Source organism: Archangium lansingense (assembly GCF_026626635.1).
GTDB lineage: Bacteria > Myxococcota > Myxococcia > Myxococcales > Myxococcaceae > Archangium > Archangium lansingense.
The window spans coordinates 12,978,563-12,995,112 of the sequence record NZ_JAPNKA010000001.1; the positions used below are offsets into that span (position 1 = coordinate 12,978,563).

At 69.3% G+C, this 16,550-nt stretch carries 14 protein-coding genes; 5 read left to right on the top strand and 9 right to left on the bottom strand.

Translation table 11 applies throughout. The features are described 5' to 3' along the window. Positions 1-58: 58 nt before the first annotated feature. The 4 genes from OV287_RS52270 to OV287_RS52285 all read right to left on the bottom strand — a co-directional run bounded on the left by OV287_RS52270 (position 59) and on the right by OV287_RS52285 (position 2,440). On the bottom strand, positions 59-475 hold the full coding sequence (locus OV287_RS52270; protein WP_267541588.1) for a hypothetical protein: 417 nt from the start codon (positions 473-475) through the stop codon (positions 59-61). After that, positions 472-942: a ribonuclease HI gene (rnhA, locus tag OV287_RS52275; protein ID WP_267541589.1), complete on the bottom strand. Its 471-nt coding sequence runs from the start codon at positions 940-942 to the stop codon at positions 472-474. Before rnhA ends, OV287_RS52270 begins: the two co-directional genes overlap by 4 nt. A gap of 15 nt (positions 943-957) precedes the next feature. Continuing rightward, positions 958-1,575, bottom strand: coding sequence for a TIGR02265 family protein (locus tag OV287_RS52280; protein WP_267541590.1), 618 nt, complete (start codon positions 1,573-1,575; stop codon positions 958-960). Between the two features lie 241 nt (positions 1,576-1,816). Beyond that, entirely contained in the window at positions 1,817-2,440 is a 624-nt protein-coding gene (locus OV287_RS52285) for a DUF2378 family protein (RefSeq protein WP_267541591.1), read from the bottom strand. 361 nt (positions 2,441-2,801) lie between these two features. On the opposite strand from OV287_RS52285, the gene OV287_RS52290 reads away from it, so the two are divergent. After that, a complete protein-coding gene (locus OV287_RS52290) occupies positions 2,802-4,610 on the top strand; it encodes a sigma 54-interacting transcriptional regulator (RefSeq protein WP_267541592.1) in 1,809 nt (602 codons plus the stop codon). A gap of 26 nt (positions 4,611-4,636) precedes the next feature. Here the strand turns inward: OV287_RS52290 and OV287_RS52295 are convergent, their stop codons facing one another. From OV287_RS52295 to OV287_RS52305, 3 genes are all read right to left on the bottom strand, one after another. Further along, positions 4,637-4,951 carry a hypothetical protein gene (locus OV287_RS52295; RefSeq protein ID WP_267541593.1) on the bottom strand — a complete coding sequence of 105 codons (315 nt, stop codon included), beginning with the start codon at positions 4,949-4,951 and terminating at the stop codon, positions 4,637-4,639. Continuing rightward, positions 4,948-6,087, bottom strand: coding sequence for a serine hydrolase domain-containing protein (locus tag OV287_RS52300; protein ID WP_267541594.1), 1,140 nt, complete (start codon positions 6,085-6,087; stop codon positions 4,948-4,950). The genes OV287_RS52295 and OV287_RS52300 overlap by 4 nt, the downstream gene beginning before the upstream one ends. A gap of 62 nt (positions 6,088-6,149) precedes the next feature. After that, positions 6,150-6,755 carry a hypothetical protein gene (locus OV287_RS52305; protein WP_267541595.1) on the bottom strand — a complete coding sequence of 202 codons (606 nt, stop codon included), beginning with the start codon at positions 6,753-6,755 and terminating at the stop codon, positions 6,150-6,152. A 158-nt stretch (positions 6,756-6,913) separates the two neighbouring features. Here OV287_RS52305 and OV287_RS52310 point away from each other — a divergent pair, with 158 nt between their 5' ends. Next, complete coding sequence (locus OV287_RS52310; RefSeq protein WP_267541596.1) at positions 6,914-8,629, top strand: MASE1 domain-containing protein; 1,716 nt, start codon at positions 6,914-6,916, stop codon at positions 8,627-8,629. A 42-nt stretch (positions 8,630-8,671) separates the two neighbouring features. On the opposite strand, the gene OV287_RS52315 is transcribed toward OV287_RS52310, so the two are convergent. Both OV287_RS52315 and OV287_RS52320 read right to left on the bottom strand, forming a co-directional pair. Continuing rightward, complete coding sequence (locus OV287_RS52315; protein ID WP_267541597.1) at positions 8,672-9,187, bottom strand: hypothetical protein; 516 nt, start codon at positions 9,185-9,187, stop codon at positions 8,672-8,674. 238 nt (positions 9,188-9,425) lie between these two features. Beyond that, entirely contained in the window at positions 9,426-10,064 is a 639-nt protein-coding gene (locus tag OV287_RS52320; protein WP_267541598.1) for a hypothetical protein, read from the bottom strand. A 179-nt stretch (positions 10,065-10,243) separates the two neighbouring features. On the opposite strand from OV287_RS52320, the gene tkt reads away from it, so the two are divergent. From tkt to OV287_RS52335, 3 genes are all read left to right on the top strand, one after another. Continuing rightward, complete coding sequence (gene tkt, locus OV287_RS52325; protein WP_267541599.1) at positions 10,244-12,298, top strand: transketolase; 2,055 nt, start codon at positions 10,244-10,246, stop codon at positions 12,296-12,298. Between the two features lie 177 nt (positions 12,299-12,475). Continuing rightward, a complete protein-coding gene (locus tag OV287_RS52330; RefSeq protein WP_267541600.1) occupies positions 12,476-14,668 on the top strand; it encodes a hypothetical protein in 2,193 nt (730 codons plus the stop codon). Positions 14,669-14,846: 178 nt separating this feature from the next. After that, a complete protein-coding gene (locus OV287_RS52335; RefSeq protein ID WP_267541601.1) occupies positions 14,847-16,538 on the top strand; it encodes a phage tail sheath family protein in 1,692 nt (563 codons plus the stop codon). Positions 16,539-16,550: the final 12 nt, after the last annotated feature.

Genomic DNA, 16,550 nt, shown 5'->3' on the forward strand with positions numbered 1-16,550 from the left:
GTCCCCCCTGGCTCCCGGGTGCCCAGCCGCCAGCTCGTGTCCAAGGCCTGAGCCGCCCTCACGGGAAGCCGGGCAGCGGCGAGACATCCGGTGCAACCCACTCGCGTTTCGCCGCCTCCGACTCCAGCGTCTCCTTGCGGTAGTGCCGCGCCAACAGCCGGCCATCCAGCAACCCCGGGTGCGCCTCCTGAAAGGCACTGTAGGGCTCCAGCTCCGGCGTCTCCCGCAGCGCCCGGTACACGTACGCGCTCCACGCCCGCGTCACCGTCTCGTGGTACTTGCCCGCCGCTCCCAGCGCCGTCGCGTACCCCTGGATGGTGCCGCGGATCCGCGTGTAGCCCTCTTCAGGCCCGTGCCGACGCAGGTACAGCCACGCCAACCTCACGTGCTCCCGGTGCCCGAAGCGCTCCCCTGGCCACACCGCTCCCTCCACCGCCGCCAGGAACTCGTCGTCTCCCGCTGTCTCCGGATTCATGGCCGCCCCAGCTTCGCCGCCAGCGCCAGCCTCGCTGCCACCGCCAGCGCGTCCGCTCGCTCGTTCTCCTCGTGCCCCGAGTGCCCTCGCACCCAGTTCCACGTCACCCGGTGCACCTCCGCCTGCTCCACCAACGCCCGCCATAGGTCCGCGTTCTGCACCGGCTGCTTGCTCGCCGTCTTCCACCCCGTCCGCTGCCACTTCTCCAGCCACTTCTCCTCGAAGGCGTTGCGCACGTACTTCGAGTCCGTGAACACCTGCACCTGACACGGCGCCTTCAACGCCCTCAGCGCCATCAGCGCCGCCGTCAGCTCCATCCGGTTGTTCGTCGTCTCCGGCTCCGCCCCACTCAGCTCCCGACGCGCATTCCCGTGCGCCGGGGAGATGAGGATCGACCCCCAGCCTCCAATGCCAGGGTTCGGCGAGCACGCTCCATCACAATAGATATGAACCAGGGGCAGGGACATTCGCGGCCGCGCATCCTACCCCCACGCGAACGCGAACCCACCATCCAACCCGTCCACCCACTCGCGCTCCACCCGCACCCGCTGTCCACCCGTCGCGCACAGCAGGTACTCCAGCGCCCCCTCCTGCCAGGCCGCCGGCCAGAAGTCCCCTCTCCTCAATACCCGCCCACTGCTCGGCCCCGTCCACTCCACCCGCAGCACCCCAAAGCTCATCGTCTGCCGATGGATGTTCGCCGCGTTCTCCATCAGCCGCCTCGGGCTGCCCTGCGTCATCATCTTCACCGTCCGGCCCAACGGCGACGCCAGGTAGTTCGCGTTCGCCCTCCGGCCCAGCTCCCGCAGCACCGCCTCCCCTCCTCCATGCCCCGGCGCCAACTGCCTCGCCGCGCACGAGAGCGTCCTCAACAGTGAGTGGATGGGATAGCGGAAGGCGTCGACGAACCGCTCCTCGCCCAAGGCCTCCTGGCAGCTCCGCACCGCCGACGCGTCCCCCAGCTCCCGCACCGCCTCCAACGCGCCCTTGAAGAACACCCCGCGCGCCGTGTCCTCCGGCCTCGCCTGGGACGTCCTCCACACCAGGTCCCGCTCCCAGTCGCTCGGCGCGTCCGCCGGCGCCATCGCCTGATTGCACATTGGCCGACTCCGGTGTCGTGAGGAGGTTCGCGAAGAAGCCCTTCCTCCGCGGGGACGCTCCGACTGCACCGGCCATGCCGTGAGGGCCTCACTGTGCCCCTTACGTCTACCGCTCCACACTTACCGGCCCCGCCGGGCAACCTCACGCACTCTCCGTCCGGGAGCCAACACCGCCCTCACACCGCCCCGCGCAAACCCTGCGCGGTCTCCGTCGACCCCCACACGCAAACCCTGCGCGTCCTCACTCCCACGAGACGAGGTACTCGCTGTCGAGCACCGCCAGCCTCGAGCTGCTCACCTGCACCGCGCGCGCCTTCATGCCCTCCAGCACCGCCAGCAACACCCCCTCGTGCCAGGCACACGGCATGAAGTCGCGCCGCATGATGACCCGGCCCCGCGTGGGCCCCTCCCACTGCACCGTGCGCTCTCCGAAGTTCACCGCCGCCCGGTACGCCGAGGGCATGTTGGCCAGCAGCCTCCGCGTCTCCCCCTTGGACAGCAGCAGCAGCGCCTTGCCCGCCGCCGACTTCAGCATGTCCGCCGTGGCCCGCCTCCCCAGCTGCCGTTGCGCCTCCACCCAACTCCCACACCGGCGCTCCAACAGCCGCGCCGCCGCCTCGTTCACCTGCAGCCAGGCCCCCACCGGGTAGTTGAAGAACTCCACGAAGCGCGGCTCGCCCCCTGCCTCCACGCAGCTGCGCACCCCGTCCTCTCCCTCCAGCGCTCGCACCGCCTCCAGCGCTCCCAGGAAGAACGTGCCCCGCACCGTGTCCGTCGGCGCCGCCAGCACCAGCCGCTGCTCCAGGTCCTCGCGCAAATCCTGCGCATCCCGGTCCACTTCGACCTCGCACGTGCTCATGCTCATGGCACCGCCCCTCCAGCTTCCACCCTAACCACGGCCTCTCAGGGACCCCTCCCCTGCCTCCCCCCACGTCCGCTGGCCGACTTCTCCCCGCCCCCTCATTGCACGCTCGCGCACACTGACTCGCCCTCGCGTCCGTATTGCGCAGGCGACGCCGACAATGGCTGTCACTGTACGTACGGACTCCCGCCGTCCCCTCTCCGCCGTCCCCAGGTCCGCCGCTTCGAAAATGAATCAGCGTGCCTCGTTGCCCCCCGAGCCGGCAACCCCCCTCTTCTCCAGCCCCCTCTGGACGAAAATCCACTTTCTTGATTTCTCTGGAATTCCAACAAGGCTTCACGGCTGACGTGGAAGCGCATCAGAGATGACCGCCCCCCAGGAAATCCCTCTCCAGCGCAGCGAACGTAAACCCCTGTACGTGCAGGTGGTCACCCAACCTGCCCTCCACGGGTGCTGGGCCGTCAACATCAGTGAGTCGGGCATCGGGTTGATCGCCACCCCAAGTGGGCCGACAGAGGGGCCTCGGGAAGGCGAGGACGTGGAGATGGCCTTCACGCTGCCGGACTCGCGCGCACGCATCCGGGTGCGGGGCGTGGTGCGCTGGAGGCATGACCCGGCGGAGCGGGACGAGGGCGCCGTCACCGCGCTGGGGGTGAGCTTCCACGGCTTCGAGGGCTCCGACGGAGTGGCGCTCAAGCGCTACCTGCTGGACCACCAGCTCTACGTGGCGGTGGTGTACGCCGAGGAGTCCGAGCTGCGCGGCCTGCGCGAGGCGCTGGAGAACCATGTGCGGCTGCGCTTCGTCCCGGCCCCCGAGGACGTGGACACGTTGCTGGGACGCGGAGACGTCAGCGCGCTGCTGGTGTGCGGGCGCGACGAGGCCCGGGCCATCGCCCTCGTGGAGCGGCTGGCGACCCGGCGCGCCGAGGCGGACCCCACCGGCGCGGGACCGGCCAGCGACTTGTCCCCGCGCATCCTCTATTGCGCCCCCGCCGCGGCCTCTCGGCTGGTGGAGCTGTTCAACCAGGGGAAGATTTTCAGAGCGCTCGTGCCCCCCTACGAGCCGGTGGCGCTGCGCCAGGCCGTGCTCCAGGCCAGCCGCGAGCTGGGCCTGCGCACCGAGCAGCGCCGGGCGGCCCTGGAGCTGGAGCGCAACCTGCTGCGCGAGCGCGCCCGCGAGGCGGCACCGCTCTCCCACGGCTCGGGCGTGGGCGACGAGCCCGGCTTCCGCAGCCCCGTCATGCGCAAGGTGCTGGAGATGGTGCACGTGGCCGCTCCCCACCGCGTCGCCGTGCTGCTGCAGGGCGAGACGGGCACCGGCAAGGAGGTGCTCGCCCGCGTCATCCACCGGCTGAGCGGCCGCAGCAATCAGTCCCTCGTGGTGCAGGACTGCGGCGCCCTCACCGAGACGCTGCTGGAGAGTGAGCTCTTCGGTCATGTGAAGGGCGCCTTCACCGGCGCCGTGGCCGACCACCCCGGCCTCTTCGTGCTCGCTGACGGCGGCACCATCTTCCTGGACGAGATCGAGAACACCACCCCCAACCTCCAGTCCAAGCTGCTGCGCGTGCTGGAGAGCGGCGACGTGCGCCCCGTGGGTGGCACCCAGGTCCGCCGCGTGGACGTGCGCATCATCGCCGCCAGCAACCGGGACCTCGCCGAAGAGGTGCGCTCCGGACGCTTCCGAAGCGATCTCTTCTACCGGCTCAACAGCTTCACCATCGACCTGCCCCCGCTGCGCGAGCGCCCCGAGGACATCCTGGACCTGGCGCGCTACTTCCTCAATCACTTCAACCGCACCCTGCGGCGCTCCGCCAGCGGACTGTCCATGGACGCCGAGCAGCTACTGGTGGCCGCGCGCTGGCCGGGCAACGTGCGCGAGCTGCGCAACTGCATCGAGCGCGCCGTATTGCTCTCCGCGGAGGAGGAGCTGGTGACTCGACGCCACCTGCCTCCGGCGCTCGTGAGCACCGCGGAGGGCGCGCGGCAGCACGTGCGGGTGAGCGGCGCGGGCTCGCTGCGTGAGCGGCTGGAGCAGATGGAGAAGGAGATCATCCGCGAGGCGCTCGAGCGCCACGGCGGCGTGGTCCGACGCGCAGCCGCCGCCCTGGAGATGGACCCGGTGACGCTCGGCCGCCGGGTGCGCCGCCACGGACTGCTCACCAAGGAGCAGTGAGGGCTCGGCGCCCCGGAGAAGGGGCCCTACTCCAGCACGCAGCCGTCGCGCTCGCTGACGAAGCGGGCCTTCTCGCCCCACAGCAGCGCCGCCGCCGTCTGCACGCTGCGCTCCTTGTAGTCCACGCTCAGCGTGGCCACCGCCGGGCTCGCCGCCGTCCAGCGCCGGCAATACTCCTCGCTCATCTGCATCACGAACATGCAGGAGCAGAAGTCCTTCGCCGTGTACGAGGTGACGAGCTGCAAGTCATTGTTGTCGTAGGGGCGCTGCACCGTGTCCCCCGTCCCGCAGGAGAGGACCGCAGCAGCTGCGAGCAGCACCAGGGCTCGACTCAGGCTCATGGCAGCTCCTCCACCACCGCGAGGGCCAGCTTCAAGAAGGTGTCCAACGAGAACGAGCCGTCCCGGTCATCCGCCGTACGCACCACGATGAGCTCCTTGGAAGGGATGATGGAGATGGACTGGCCCCAGTGCCCTCGCGCCGCGAACGCGCCCTCGGGCACACTCGGCCACGGCAGCTCCGCCTGCACGCCAGGGATGGGACGGTTGAGCCACCACTGCCAGCCCTGCACGTCGTCCGTCCCCCGCTCGTAGGACTTCCTCTTGATGGGCTCGGACACCTGCGTCGACCACGTCACCCAATTCTCGGGCAGCACGCGCTCGCCCGCCCAGCACCCGTCGTTGAGATAGAGGAAGCCGAACTTCGCCAGGTCCCTCGGCGTGGCGAGCAGGTACGAGGAGCCCACCACCACTCCCTTGCCGTCCCGCTCCCACGTGGCGCTCTTCATCCCCAGCTTGTCCAGCAACAGCACCCACGGCCAGTCCTTGCCCACCGAGGGCCGCAGCGCCGCGTCCAGCACCCCCGACAGCAGCGTCGCGTCTCCCGACGAGTACCTCCACGACGTGCCCGGCTCGTCGCTCCGCTCGTGCGCGGTGATGAAGGACACCATGTCCTGGCGCCCCTGGCCGTACAGCATCGCCAGCACCGAGGACGTCTGGTACGAGCCGCCGTCCTCGTAGTCCTCCCGCCAGTCCAGCCCCGATGCGAACTCCATCAGGTTGCGCACCGTGATGGCGCAGTTGTCCTGCCGCTTCGCCTTCACGTGCTTGCAGATGGAGTCGTCCAGCGACAGCGCGGTCCGCTCCATCGCGATGCCCACCAGCGCGCTGGTGAAGCTCTTCGACACCGACCAGGACAGATGCCTCTTGCTCGCGTCGAAGCCACGCCCGTACCGCTCGTACACCACCCGGCCCTTGTGGATGATGACCACGCCGTCCGTGCGCACGCCCTTGCGCTCCTTGTCCTCCCCCTCGAGCTTGAAGGCGTAATCCTCCAGCGCCTGGATTTGCGCTGGCTTCGCCGCGGCAGCCTCCGCCCGCCCGTCGGGCCAGTCCTCCGTCGGCGTGGGTCGAGAGGGGCACTCAGCACGGGCCGGGAGCGCGAACGCCAAGGCCGTGGCGAGGAACAAGGGGGACATTCCGCGAAGTCGTCGCATGAGGGCTCGGGTAAGTCCCTCTCCCTCTGGGAGAGGGGATTGGCTCAGAAGGTGTGACGGAACAGGGGGACGACCAGGGCCCGCGAGGCCGTGGCCTCCACCACCGAGCGCGGTCGCTCGGGCACTCGCGACAGCGTGGGCGGTGGCACCGGCGCCGTCGCCCTCATCGTCAGCGTCACCGCAGCGGGCAGAACCAGCGCCTCCACCAGCGTGAAGAGCGCTGCGTCTCCCAAGTCATCCACCGTCGCCCCCAGCAGCACCGCCCCCGTCACCGCCAGTACGTGCACCCCGAGCGCCACCCATACCGCGGGTTGGAAGCGCACGCTGCCTGGCTGCACCCAGTTGCCCACCAGCCACTGAGCCCCCGTCACCGCCAGCGGCGGAACCGCCAGCAGCAGCACCATCGCCGGAGCCGCCGCCAGCACCAGGTCCGACGAGAGCGAGCCCACCCATGCGCTCAGTGCCAGCGTCGCCGGCACCGCCACCACCGCCGCCCCCGCGCCCGTGCCCAGCTCCAGCGCCATCCACTTCACCGGGTTTGTCGCCATCATCCCCGCCGACGGCCCCTCCGGCAGCAGCCGCACCGACTCCGGCGCCGCCCTCGACGTCATCGGCACCATCCACACCACGAGTGCTAGGACCAGGGCCACTCCAGGGCTCACACCCCGCCCCGCCCACCGCGCTTCCGCTCGCAAGGGGAACATGGGCCGGTGTCATATCATCGACACGCACCACCCGCGCCCTCCACCCGGGGGACTTTTCGCCGCCCTCCGCTTCGTGCCACCGTTGCACCCCACCGCGGATTCGCGTGCCCGACTCGAAGCACATCCTCCAACACTGGCATCCCCTCGCACGACTGGGCCTGTTCGCCTTCGTGTACGGCGCCAGCATTGCCCTGGGCATGCGGCTCACCCACCCCGGCGAGCACTTCTCCGCCCTGTGGCCCCCCAGCGGCGTGCTGCTCACCACCCTGCTCCTCTCCCGCTTCCGCGACTGGCCCGCACTCCTGCTCGTCGCCGTCCTCATCAAGCCCTTCGTCTCCTTCCCGGGAAAAATGCCGGACCTGGGCGGCTTCCTCTTCGCCAGCGGCAGCGCCCTCGAGGCCCTCGCCGGCGCCTTCCTGCTGCGCCGCTATGTCGGCTTCCGCCCCTCCCTGGAGCGTGTGCGGGATGTGCTCGCCCTGCTCGGGATTGCCGTCATGCTCAGCCCCCTGCTCGGCGCCATCCCCGGCGTCACCCTGCTGACCCTCGAGGGGAGAATCCGCTGGACGGACTGGGTCACCCAGCTGCGCGTGTTCTGGGTGGGCGATGCCATGGGCGCACTGCTGCTCACCCCCGCCCTGCTCTCCTGGTCCACCCGCGGCCTCGAGGGCTGGAGCCGCGCCCGTCAGCTCGAGCTCGCCGCGATGCTCGGGGTGCTCGTCCTCTCCGTGGACCACGTCTTCCACTGGGAGCCCACCGCCGCCACCAGCGTCTACCACCCCGTCAGCTACCTCGCCTTCCCCTTCATCCTCTGGGCCGCCCTGCGCTTCGAGGTCCGCGGCACCGCGGCCTCCATGCTCGCCCTCACCACCGTGGCCCTCCTTCATACCCTGAAGGGCCACGGTCCCTTTGCCCCTGGGACCCAGGGAAGCACTGACACCGACAGCCTCGTCTTCCTCCAGTCCTTCCTCGCCGCCGCGGGCGTCTCCGGGCTGCTGCTGGCCGCCGCCCTCGGCGAGCGCCGGCGCGCCCAGGAGCGGGCCACCCACCTCAATCGCGAGCTGCGCCACTCCCTCCACGCCCTCGCCGCCGCTCAGCAAGAGCTGGTGCGCCGCGAACGCATGGCCGCCCTCGGCGAGCTGTCCGCCAGCGTCGCCCACGAGGTGCGCAATCCCCTGGGCGTCATCGCCAACTCGGTGGCCACCCTCACCCGGCTGGCCGGCCCCGAGAAGAACAGCACCTCCTGGGAATTGCTCGGCGTCATGGGCGAGGAGGTCGCTCGGCTGGACCACCTCATCAACGGGCTGCTCGACTTCGCACGCCCCCAGGAGCCCCGCTTCCTGTCCCAGTCGCTCGTCCCCGTCGTGGAGGAGGCGTTGGAGTCCTCCCTGCGCTCGGCGCAGTACGTCTCACGGGTGAACGTGATTCGCGAGCTGGACCCGTTCCTGCCCAAAGCCCCAGTGGACGCTCAGCTCATGCACCTGGCGCTGTGCAACCTCATCACCAACGCCCTCCAGGCCATGCCCCAGGGCGGCACCCTGCGCGTGAAGCTCGGCCCCGGTCAGGCCCGCCGAGACACTCCCCAGGCCATCATCTCCATCACCGACTCGGGCGCGGGCATCGCCCCCGAGGTCATGGCCCGCCTCTTCGAGCCCTTCTACACCACCAAGGCCTCGGGCACCGGCCTGGGGCTCGCCATCGTGCGCCGCATCGTCGAGGCCCACCACGGCAAGGTCGAGGTCCACACCACCCAGGGACAGGGGACGACCTTCACCGTCCACCTGCCCCTGGCTGAGACTTCTCGCCCCTCCGCGACTGCCTGAGGTGCCGCGGCCGCTCGTGCTCCCGCGGCCGCCTGTCACTCCTCAGAACGGGATGCCGTTGTCGTCGTCACCACCGCCGCCGCCGCTGTAGTCGTCGTCCCCGTGCGGAGGCGGCTCGTCTCCCCCTCCACCCCCTTCGCCTCCCCGCTGACGCGCAATCTCCGCCTCGATGGACGCCAGCAACTGGCGCTCCCGGTCGTGCCAGCGCGACTTGCTCGGGTCGTTCAGCGAACGCCTCGCGCCATTCGCGTAGTACTCGAGGTCCCCCATGCTCGCGCCCCGGATGGGCCCTCCCTTGCTGCGGCCATAGTTGGGGAACACCTCTCCGGCGCCGCCACCTCCGCCTCCCCCGCCACCTCCGCTGCTGCCGCCCCCGTACGACCCCGCCGCCCGCCTCGGCGCCGCCGACGCCGCGTCCGGCGTCGCTCCAATGCTCATCTCCCCCAGCTTCAGCGAGAAACCGTCCCCATTACGGAACGCCGTCCCCACCCGCACCTGCTCCACGCGCCCGTCCGGGCGCCTCACTGCCACCGTCACCGGATAACCCTGATCGCTCATGCCCGCCGGAAATCACTCTCGCCCCACCGTGTCAACGACTCCGCGGGGCTGGGGTGCTCCGGCCAACCCACTCGCAGGGTAGACGGGCGCACTCCGCGCAGACCCTCACCCCGGCCCTCTCCCAAAGGGAGAGGGGGCTATACGGGTTGAACCTGGGAGGCGGGCACCCTCACCCCGACCCTCTCCCGGAGGGAGAGGGGCTGTTTCTCTTGGGAATGAGGGGAGGTGGCGGGCTGGCTCAGCGCAGCTCGACTCGCTCCTTGCCACCCTTCTTCCTCACCCACGCCTTCGGCTTCGGCGGCGCCACCGGCTCCGACCTCTGCGGTGCGGCCTCCGCCAACGCCTTCGACGCCGCCCGGCCCCTCGGCAGCACTACGTCCGGCACCGACTGCGGCCCCGCGTCGTCCACCCACTTGTCCGGCCGCCGGTTCGACTTCACCAGCAACCTCAGCTTCTGGTAGTGCGCCGAGCAGTACCCCTTCGAGCGCGCCGGTCTCTTGCACCCGATGACCGCGCACCGCTTCCCCTCCTCCGTCCTCGCCGCCGGAGGACGGCCCCTGCGCGCCGGCTCCGCCAGCGCTCCCCGTGCCGCTGGCACCGCCTGCGCTCCCCGTGCCGCTGGCACCGCCTGCGCTCCCCGTGCCGCTGGCACCGCCGCTGCCCGGCCTCTCATCACCCCCGGCAGCGCGATTCCCGGCAATGCCAACTGCAATGACTGCATCCGCTTCGCCAGAGGCGCCAGGCGCTGGACGATGCCCACCAGCTCCTCGATGACCTCCAGCCGCTCATCCATTCGCGTGATGGCCTTGTGCAGGGGAACCAGACGGCCCCTCAGCTCCGCTTGCACCATCTCTCGCAACGGTTTCTCGATCGACATGCGCGCACCATATGCCATTCAGTGGAGTCCACCGCTAGCCCCACCAGCCCCCGCTGTGTCGACCTGGCCACTTCCCACCCCCCTCCCCGTCCACCTCCGCTCACCCCATGCCGAATGCTGCGGCACTCCCGCCCCTCTTCGGGCATGGTGCACCGCCGCGGGCACGAGGAGTCCCAGACATGACCCACGATTCGACTGATTGGCTTTGCATCAACACCATCCGCACCCTCGCCATGGACGCGGTGGAACAGGCCCACTCGGGCCACCCGGGCGCCCCGATGTCGCTGGCACCCGTGGCCTACCAGCTCTGGCAGCAGGAGCTACGCTTCGATCCCACTCGCCCCATCTGGCCCAACCGCGACCGGTTCGTGCTCTCCAACGGGCACGCCTCCATGCTCCTCTACGCGCTGCTCCACCTGACCGGCTCGCGCCGCGTCACCGCGGACTACGGCACCGAGGACCAGGTGGCCATCTCCCTGGAGGACATCAAGAAGTTCCGCCAGCTGGACAGCTCCACCCCCGGCCACCCCGAGTACCGCTGGACCAGCGGCGTGGAGACCACCACCGGCCCCCTGGGCCAGGGCGTGTCCAACTCCGTGGGAATGGCCATCGCCGGCCGTTGGCTCGCCGGGCACTTCAACCGCCCCGGCTTCGAGATGTTCGACTACGACGTCTGGGCCATCTGCGGTGACGGAGACCTGATGGAGGGTGTCGCCAGTGAGGCCGCCTCGCTCGCCGGCCACCTCAAGCTGCCCAACCTCTGCTGGGTCTACGACAGCAACCGCATCAGCATCGACGGCAGCACCGACCTGGCCTTCACCGAGGACGTGGGCAAGCGCTTCGAGGCCTACGGCTGGCGCGTGCTCCACGTGGCCGATGCCAACGACCTGGACGCCCTCTCCCAGGCCTTCCGCACCTTCAAGCAGGACCGGGGCCTGCCCACCCTCATCATCGTCACCACGCAGATTGGCTACGGCGCCCCCAAGAAGCAGGGCAGCGCCTCCGCCCACGGCGAGCCCCTGGGTGAAGAGGAAATCAAGGGCGCCAAGCGCAAGTACGGCTGGCCCGAGGACGCGAAGTTCCTCGTGCCCGACGGCGTGCGCGAGCGCTTCGCCGAGCGCATGGGCGAGCGCGGCCGCAAGCTGCGTACCGACTGGGAGGCGAAGTACGCCGAGTACCAGAAGCAGTTCCCCGAGCTGGCCGACCACCTCATGAAGATGCAGCGGCGCGAGCTGCCCGAGGGCTGGGACAAGGAGCTGCCCGTGTTCCCCGCGGACGCCAAGGGCGTGGCCACCCGCGAGTCCAGCGGCAAGGCGCTCACCGCGCTGGCGAAGCACTACCCGTGGCTGGTGGGCGGCTCGGCGGACCTCAACCCGTCCACCAAGACGTACCTGTCCTTCTCGGGCGCGATGAAGCCGGGGGACCACTCGGGGCGCAACATCCACTTCGGTGTGCGCGAGCACGCCATGGGCTCCATCATCAACGGCCTGGCGCTGTGCAAGGTGCGCCCCTACAGCGCCACCTTCCTCATCTTCAGCGAGTACGAGCGGCCGCCCATCCGCCTGTCCGCCATCATGGAGCTGCCGAGCATCCACATCTTCACCCATGACTCCATCGGTCTGGGAGAGGACGGCCCCACGCACCAGCCGGTGGAGCAGCTGCCCAGCCTGCGCGCCATCCCCGGCCTCATCGTGATGCGCCCCGCGGACGCCAACGAGGTGACCGAGGCGTGGCGTGTCATCGCCCCGCTGCGGCACGAGCCAGTCGTGATGGTGCTCACGCGCCAGGCGGTGCCCACGCTGGATAGGACGAAGTACGCACCGGCCTCGGGCGTGGCCAAGGGGGCCTACGTGCTCTCCGACTCCAAGGGCACGCCGGACGTCATCCTCATTGGCACCGGCAGCGAGGTGCACCTGTGCCTGCAGGCCCAGGAGCAGCTCGAGGCCCAGGGCGTGAAGGCGCGCGTGGTGAGCATGCCCTCGTGGGAGCTGTTCGAGCGCCAGGATGAGGCGTACCGCGAGCAGGTGCTGCCCTCGAGCGTGAGGGCGCGCGTGGCGGTGGAGAAGGCGGCCACGTTCGGCTGGGAGCGCTGGGTGGGACTGCGCGGCGCCGTGGTGGGCATGCGCAGCTTCGGCGCCTCCGCGCCCCTCAAGGCCCTGCAGCAGAAGTTCGGCTTCACCGTGGACAACGTGGTGAAGGTCGCCCGCGACGTCATCGAGCAGGCGAAGAAGTAGTCACCGAGGCCTCCTCACCAGGGGAGGCCGTCGCACCCGGCCATCACGCACCCGATGGCCGGGTGGGACCTCGACGAAGCCCCACGACGCGCGCAGACGGCGGGGCGTCCTCGTTTTGCGCCGCATGCGGCAGGGAGTAGGGTTCCACCCGAGTCCACTGGGAGGCGAGCGCACCTCATGTTCACCAAGGCCCCACCGGTCCCCAGGGACAGAGCCTCCAGCACCTCCGCTACCTCCGAGACCCAGGAGGCCACCGCTCTGGAGGGTGAGCAGTCATTGGCCCGGGCCGAGCGCCATGGGCACCACCTGAGCAACATCGCCGTGCGCTCCCCGCAGGCGCCGCCCTCCTCGCCCGTCATCCAGCTCGCCCGGGACAAGAAGCGGCAGCGCACCCGCGGCTCCTCGACGATCGTTCTCGATCCCCAGCCGCAGCCACTCACCCCTCCTGTTCCTCCTCCACCCGCCTTCCAACCCTTCACCGGAACCGGTCACGTCCTGGGTGGCCAGCCCGGCGTGAACAACCTGCTCGCCCCCTTCCCGGGGCCTGCATCCCCTCCCGTCCCTCAATTCCCCCCTCAGAGCCCGAAACGACAGCGGGACTGGTCGGACAGCGAGATGGAGACCGGGTCCGAAACCGAATCCGAGACCGAGCTGGAGCCGCCCTCGCGACGAGCCAACAAACGCCCTCTGGAGTCGGAATCGGAATCGGAGTGGAGCGAGGATCCGATGGATCGGCTGCAGATCGGCCACCTCTACTCCGAGGACTCCGGCACTGAGACCGAGGAGGAGCTCGAGGCAAGCCCTTCCCGGGGCAAGGAGGAAGAGGAGACCCCGAGTTCCTCCCGCGACAAGGGCAAGGCCCCGATGAGCGACAGTGAAGAGGAGGAAGAGGAGGAAGACTCCGGGCCCAGCGACATCGAAGCCCGCGCCATCCAGAACTACATGCGGACGACGGGAAACCTCGCGATCCGCGGCACGCTCACTCCCCAGCAGATTCAACACTGGGCCGCCCGTCCCCCCACCGAGGCCCAGCTCCACCCGCGCGCCCGGCTCGCGCTGAAGCTCAAGCAGCAGGCGGACGAGGACAAGCAGCGCCGCAGCGAGCAGTCGAGCCCCCAGAGCCTGAACAACGCCTCGGGAGCCCAGAGCGGTCCGCCCAAGAAGAAGAAGCCCGCCGCGAAGCCAAAACCCAAGCCCGCCTACTCGGATGACGAGTCCGACGAGGCCAGCGCCGCCAAGACCCGCGAGCACTACGTCCAGAAGATTCTCAAGGACGTCGAGGGCGGCAAGAAATACGACGACGCCAGCTCCTCCGAGTCGGACGACGCCATCGACTCCCAACATCCCGACGAGTCCAGGGCCAAACGCCGCGCCATCAAGCTGGCGGAGCTCAAGGCACTCGCCCGGCAGACGCGGCCGCTCACGGACGAGCAGATGGCGGAACAGAAGAAGTTCCAGGACGAGCGCGAGAAGGACTACGCCTCGCGCACCCAGAAGCGCCGCAAGTACTCAGGCTCCACCCAGGATCGCTACCAGCAGCTCGCCGAGAACTTCGACCAGACGAGCTTCCTCCACAACTCGCTGCTGCGGCGCTCCTTCCGCAAGGCCATCCCCAAGGCCAAGATGGAAGAGGGTGGCTCGGCGAACTACAACGGCTCCCAGGGGAAGATCCGCGACGAGCTGAAGAAGCAGATTGCCCAGCAGATGGGCGAGTTCTCCGAGTCCGACTTCTCCGACCCCGAGGACTACGCGACCCTCAAGCACATGGGCAAGTACCGCCCGTCCAACGACAAGAAGAAGCGGCGGCTGCACGAGGCCGTCAGCAGCGGACAAGCCGATGACCCGGACGCCTCGACGGTCACCGAGTACCACCACATTGGCTTCAAGGAGTCCGACAAGCGCATCGGCGAGCACGCGCTCAACCCCGCCAACCTGACGATGCTCTTCGGCGAGCGGACGGAGAAGAAGAGCACCAGGGCCCATGGCGCCCACCAGCAGGCGCATGACCTGCAAGGCTTCCAGCCCCCGGACAAGTCAGGCAAGACGTGGCACGGCCGCGGCGGCGGTGGCGTCTTCAAGAACATGGACGCCGAGGGGACTCACTACATCACGCGTCACGTGGGCAGGAATCGGGCCTCCAAGAAGGACCTCTACAAGGTGGACCCGGAGGAACTGGGCTACGAGACCGATGACGAGAAGCAGCCTCAGCAGACCGCGCCCTCGACGGCCTCTACCCCCTCCACTCCGCCTCCTGGCAACAACGCTTCGCCTCCGAGCCCCACGCCCCCGCGCGACAGACTGCGGCAACTCATGGCCGAGGCCGTCGAGCGACGATTGAAGAAGCAACAAGACGACAAGAAGCAGCAGTGAGCCCTCGCGCGCCTGACGCGGGGCGTTCCCAGCCTCCAGCCGACTCGCGGCGTCTCCCGCAGCGCGCCGCCGGGTTGCGACTGGATCGGCTCACACCCTGCGTGTTAACAACTCCACTCCCGCGTCAATCGTCCGGCAGTCGCAGCCACCACGCAGTCCCCCGTCTCGAGGTGACTCAATGGCATTGGTTCGCCCCCCGCTCTCGGCGCCCGGAGTCTACGTCCAGGAAGTGCCGAGCGGCGTCCGCACCATCATCGGAGTGTCCACGTCGCTCACCGTCTTCCTCGGCCGCACCGAGCGAGGCCCGGTCAGCCAGCCCACCCGCGTCTCCACGTGGGAGGAGTTCGAAGACTCCTTCGGCGGACTGCTCGCCGACAGCCCCATGACGTACGCCGTGCAGGACTTCTTCCTCAACGGCGGCGCCCAGGCCCTCATCCTCCGCCTCTTCGAGTCCATCCAGCGCGACGACCAGGGCGCCCCCAAGAAGGACGACAAGGGCAACGTCCTCACCGAGCCCTCCACGTACTACGTCGCCTTCCGAGCGCCCCCGCCCGCCAAGCCGGGTGACAAGCCCAAGGACAAGGACGATCACCTCGCGGACAAGACGCTCGTGGCCGCCAGTTCTGGCGCATGGGGCCAGCACCTCGGCTACCGCACCGACACCGACGGCATCACCGACAACGCCGTCCGCCGCTTCATCACCCCGGGCTCGGGCCTCACCACCGCCGACTTCTTCAACCTCACCGTCTTCTTCACCCAGGACGACGGCAAGGACGCCACTGAGTCCATCCCCCTTGCCTCCAACAACCCGAAGGCCGGCGCCCGCTACCTCGGCAACCTCCTGCCGCTGACCTCCAAGTTCGTCCGGCTCGCCGTCACCGACCCCGACGCCGCCAAGAAGCTCTACGTCGACCCGGCCAATCCGCCGGATCCGACCAAGCACACGCTGGACGGCTCGCTCCGCCCCGTGAATGCACAGACGTACCTGGATGGGCTCAACGTGCTCGACACGTTGGACCTGTACAACATCGTCTGCATCCCGCCCGAGACCTTCGACGGCAACACCGACATCTCCGTCTACGCCTCCGCCGCCGAGAAGTGCTCCAGGATGAAGGCCACCCTCATCCTCGACCCGCCCAACACCTGGACTCCCGATGTGGACAACACCGTCCACCTCGATGACCCCAAGGGTCTGGGCGTCACTCCCGCTGACGCTCACGCTCCCTACTGCACCGTCTACTTCCCGCGCATCAAGGCCGCTGACCCTCTCCAGGGTGGCGCCGAAGTGACTCGCGCGGCTTCCGGTGCGCTCGCCGGCATCATCGCCCGTACCGATGCCACCCGCGGCGTCTGGAAGGCTCCCGCTGGCTACAACGACGGCGGCATCTCCGGCATCACCGGCTTGCAGTACCCCCTCACCGACACCCAGAACGGTCTGCTCAACTCCCAGGGCGTCAACGCTCTGCGCTCCTTCTCTCCTGTCGGCCCTGTCGTCTGGGGCGCTCGCACCCTCGCTGGCGCTGACGTCCTCTCCAGCGACTTCAAGTACCTGCCCGTCCGCAGGCTCACTGACTACATCGAGCAGACTCTCCTTCGTCAGACTCGCTGGGCTGTCTTCGAGCCCAATGACGAGCCTCTCTGGAGTCAGCTGCGTCTGGCCATCGGCTCCTTCATGAATGACCTCTTCCGCCAGGGCGCCTTCCAGGGCTCCTCCCGCGACCAGGCCTTCTTCGTGAAGTGCGACGCCACCACCACCACCCAGGACGACATCAACCGCGGCATCGTCAACGTCGAGGTCGGCTTCGCCCCCCTCAAGCCCGCTGAGTTCGTCGTCATCTACATCGAGCAGAAGACCGCTCAGGCCGCCTAGCGCCCACGGAGC

Coding starts and splice junctions, on each gene's coding strand:
- OV287_RS52270 (WP_267541588.1), bottom strand. CDS start 475: ATGAATCCGGAGACAGCGGGAGACGACGAGTTCCTGGCGGCGGTGGAG.
- rnhA (WP_267541589.1), bottom strand. CDS start 942: ATGTCCCTGCCCCTGGTTCATATCTATTGTGATGGAGCGTGCTCGCCG.
- OV287_RS52280 (WP_267541590.1), bottom strand. CDS start 1,575: ATGTGCAATCAGGCGATGGCGCCGGCGGACGCGCCGAGCGACTGGGAG.
- OV287_RS52285 (WP_267541591.1), bottom strand. CDS start 2,440: ATGAGCATGAGCACGTGCGAGGTCGAAGTGGACCGGGATGCGCAGGAT.
- OV287_RS52290 (WP_267541592.1), top strand. CDS start 2,802: ATGACCGCCCCCCAGGAAATCCCTCTCCAGCGCAGCGAACGTAAACCC.
- OV287_RS52295 (WP_267541593.1), bottom strand. CDS start 4,951: ATGAGCCTGAGTCGAGCCCTGGTGCTGCTCGCAGCTGCTGCGGTCCTC.
- OV287_RS52300 (WP_267541594.1), bottom strand. CDS start 6,087: ATGTCCCCCTTGTTCCTCGCCACGGCCTTGGCGTTCGCGCTCCCGGCC.
- OV287_RS52315 (WP_267541597.1), bottom strand. CDS start 9,187: ATGAGCGATCAGGGTTATCCGGTGACGGTGGCAGTGAGGCGCCCGGAC.
- OV287_RS52320 (WP_267541598.1), bottom strand. CDS start 10,064: ATGTCGATCGAGAAACCGTTGCGAGAGATGGTGCAAGCGGAGCTGAGG.
- tkt (WP_267541599.1), top strand. CDS start 10,244: ATGACCCACGATTCGACTGATTGGCTTTGCATCAACACCATCCGCACC.
- OV287_RS52330 (WP_267541600.1), top strand. CDS start 12,476: ATGTTCACCAAGGCCCCACCGGTCCCCAGGGACAGAGCCTCCAGCACC.
- OV287_RS52335 (WP_267541601.1), top strand. CDS start 14,847: ATGGCATTGGTTCGCCCCCCGCTCTCGGCGCCCGGAGTCTACGTCCAG.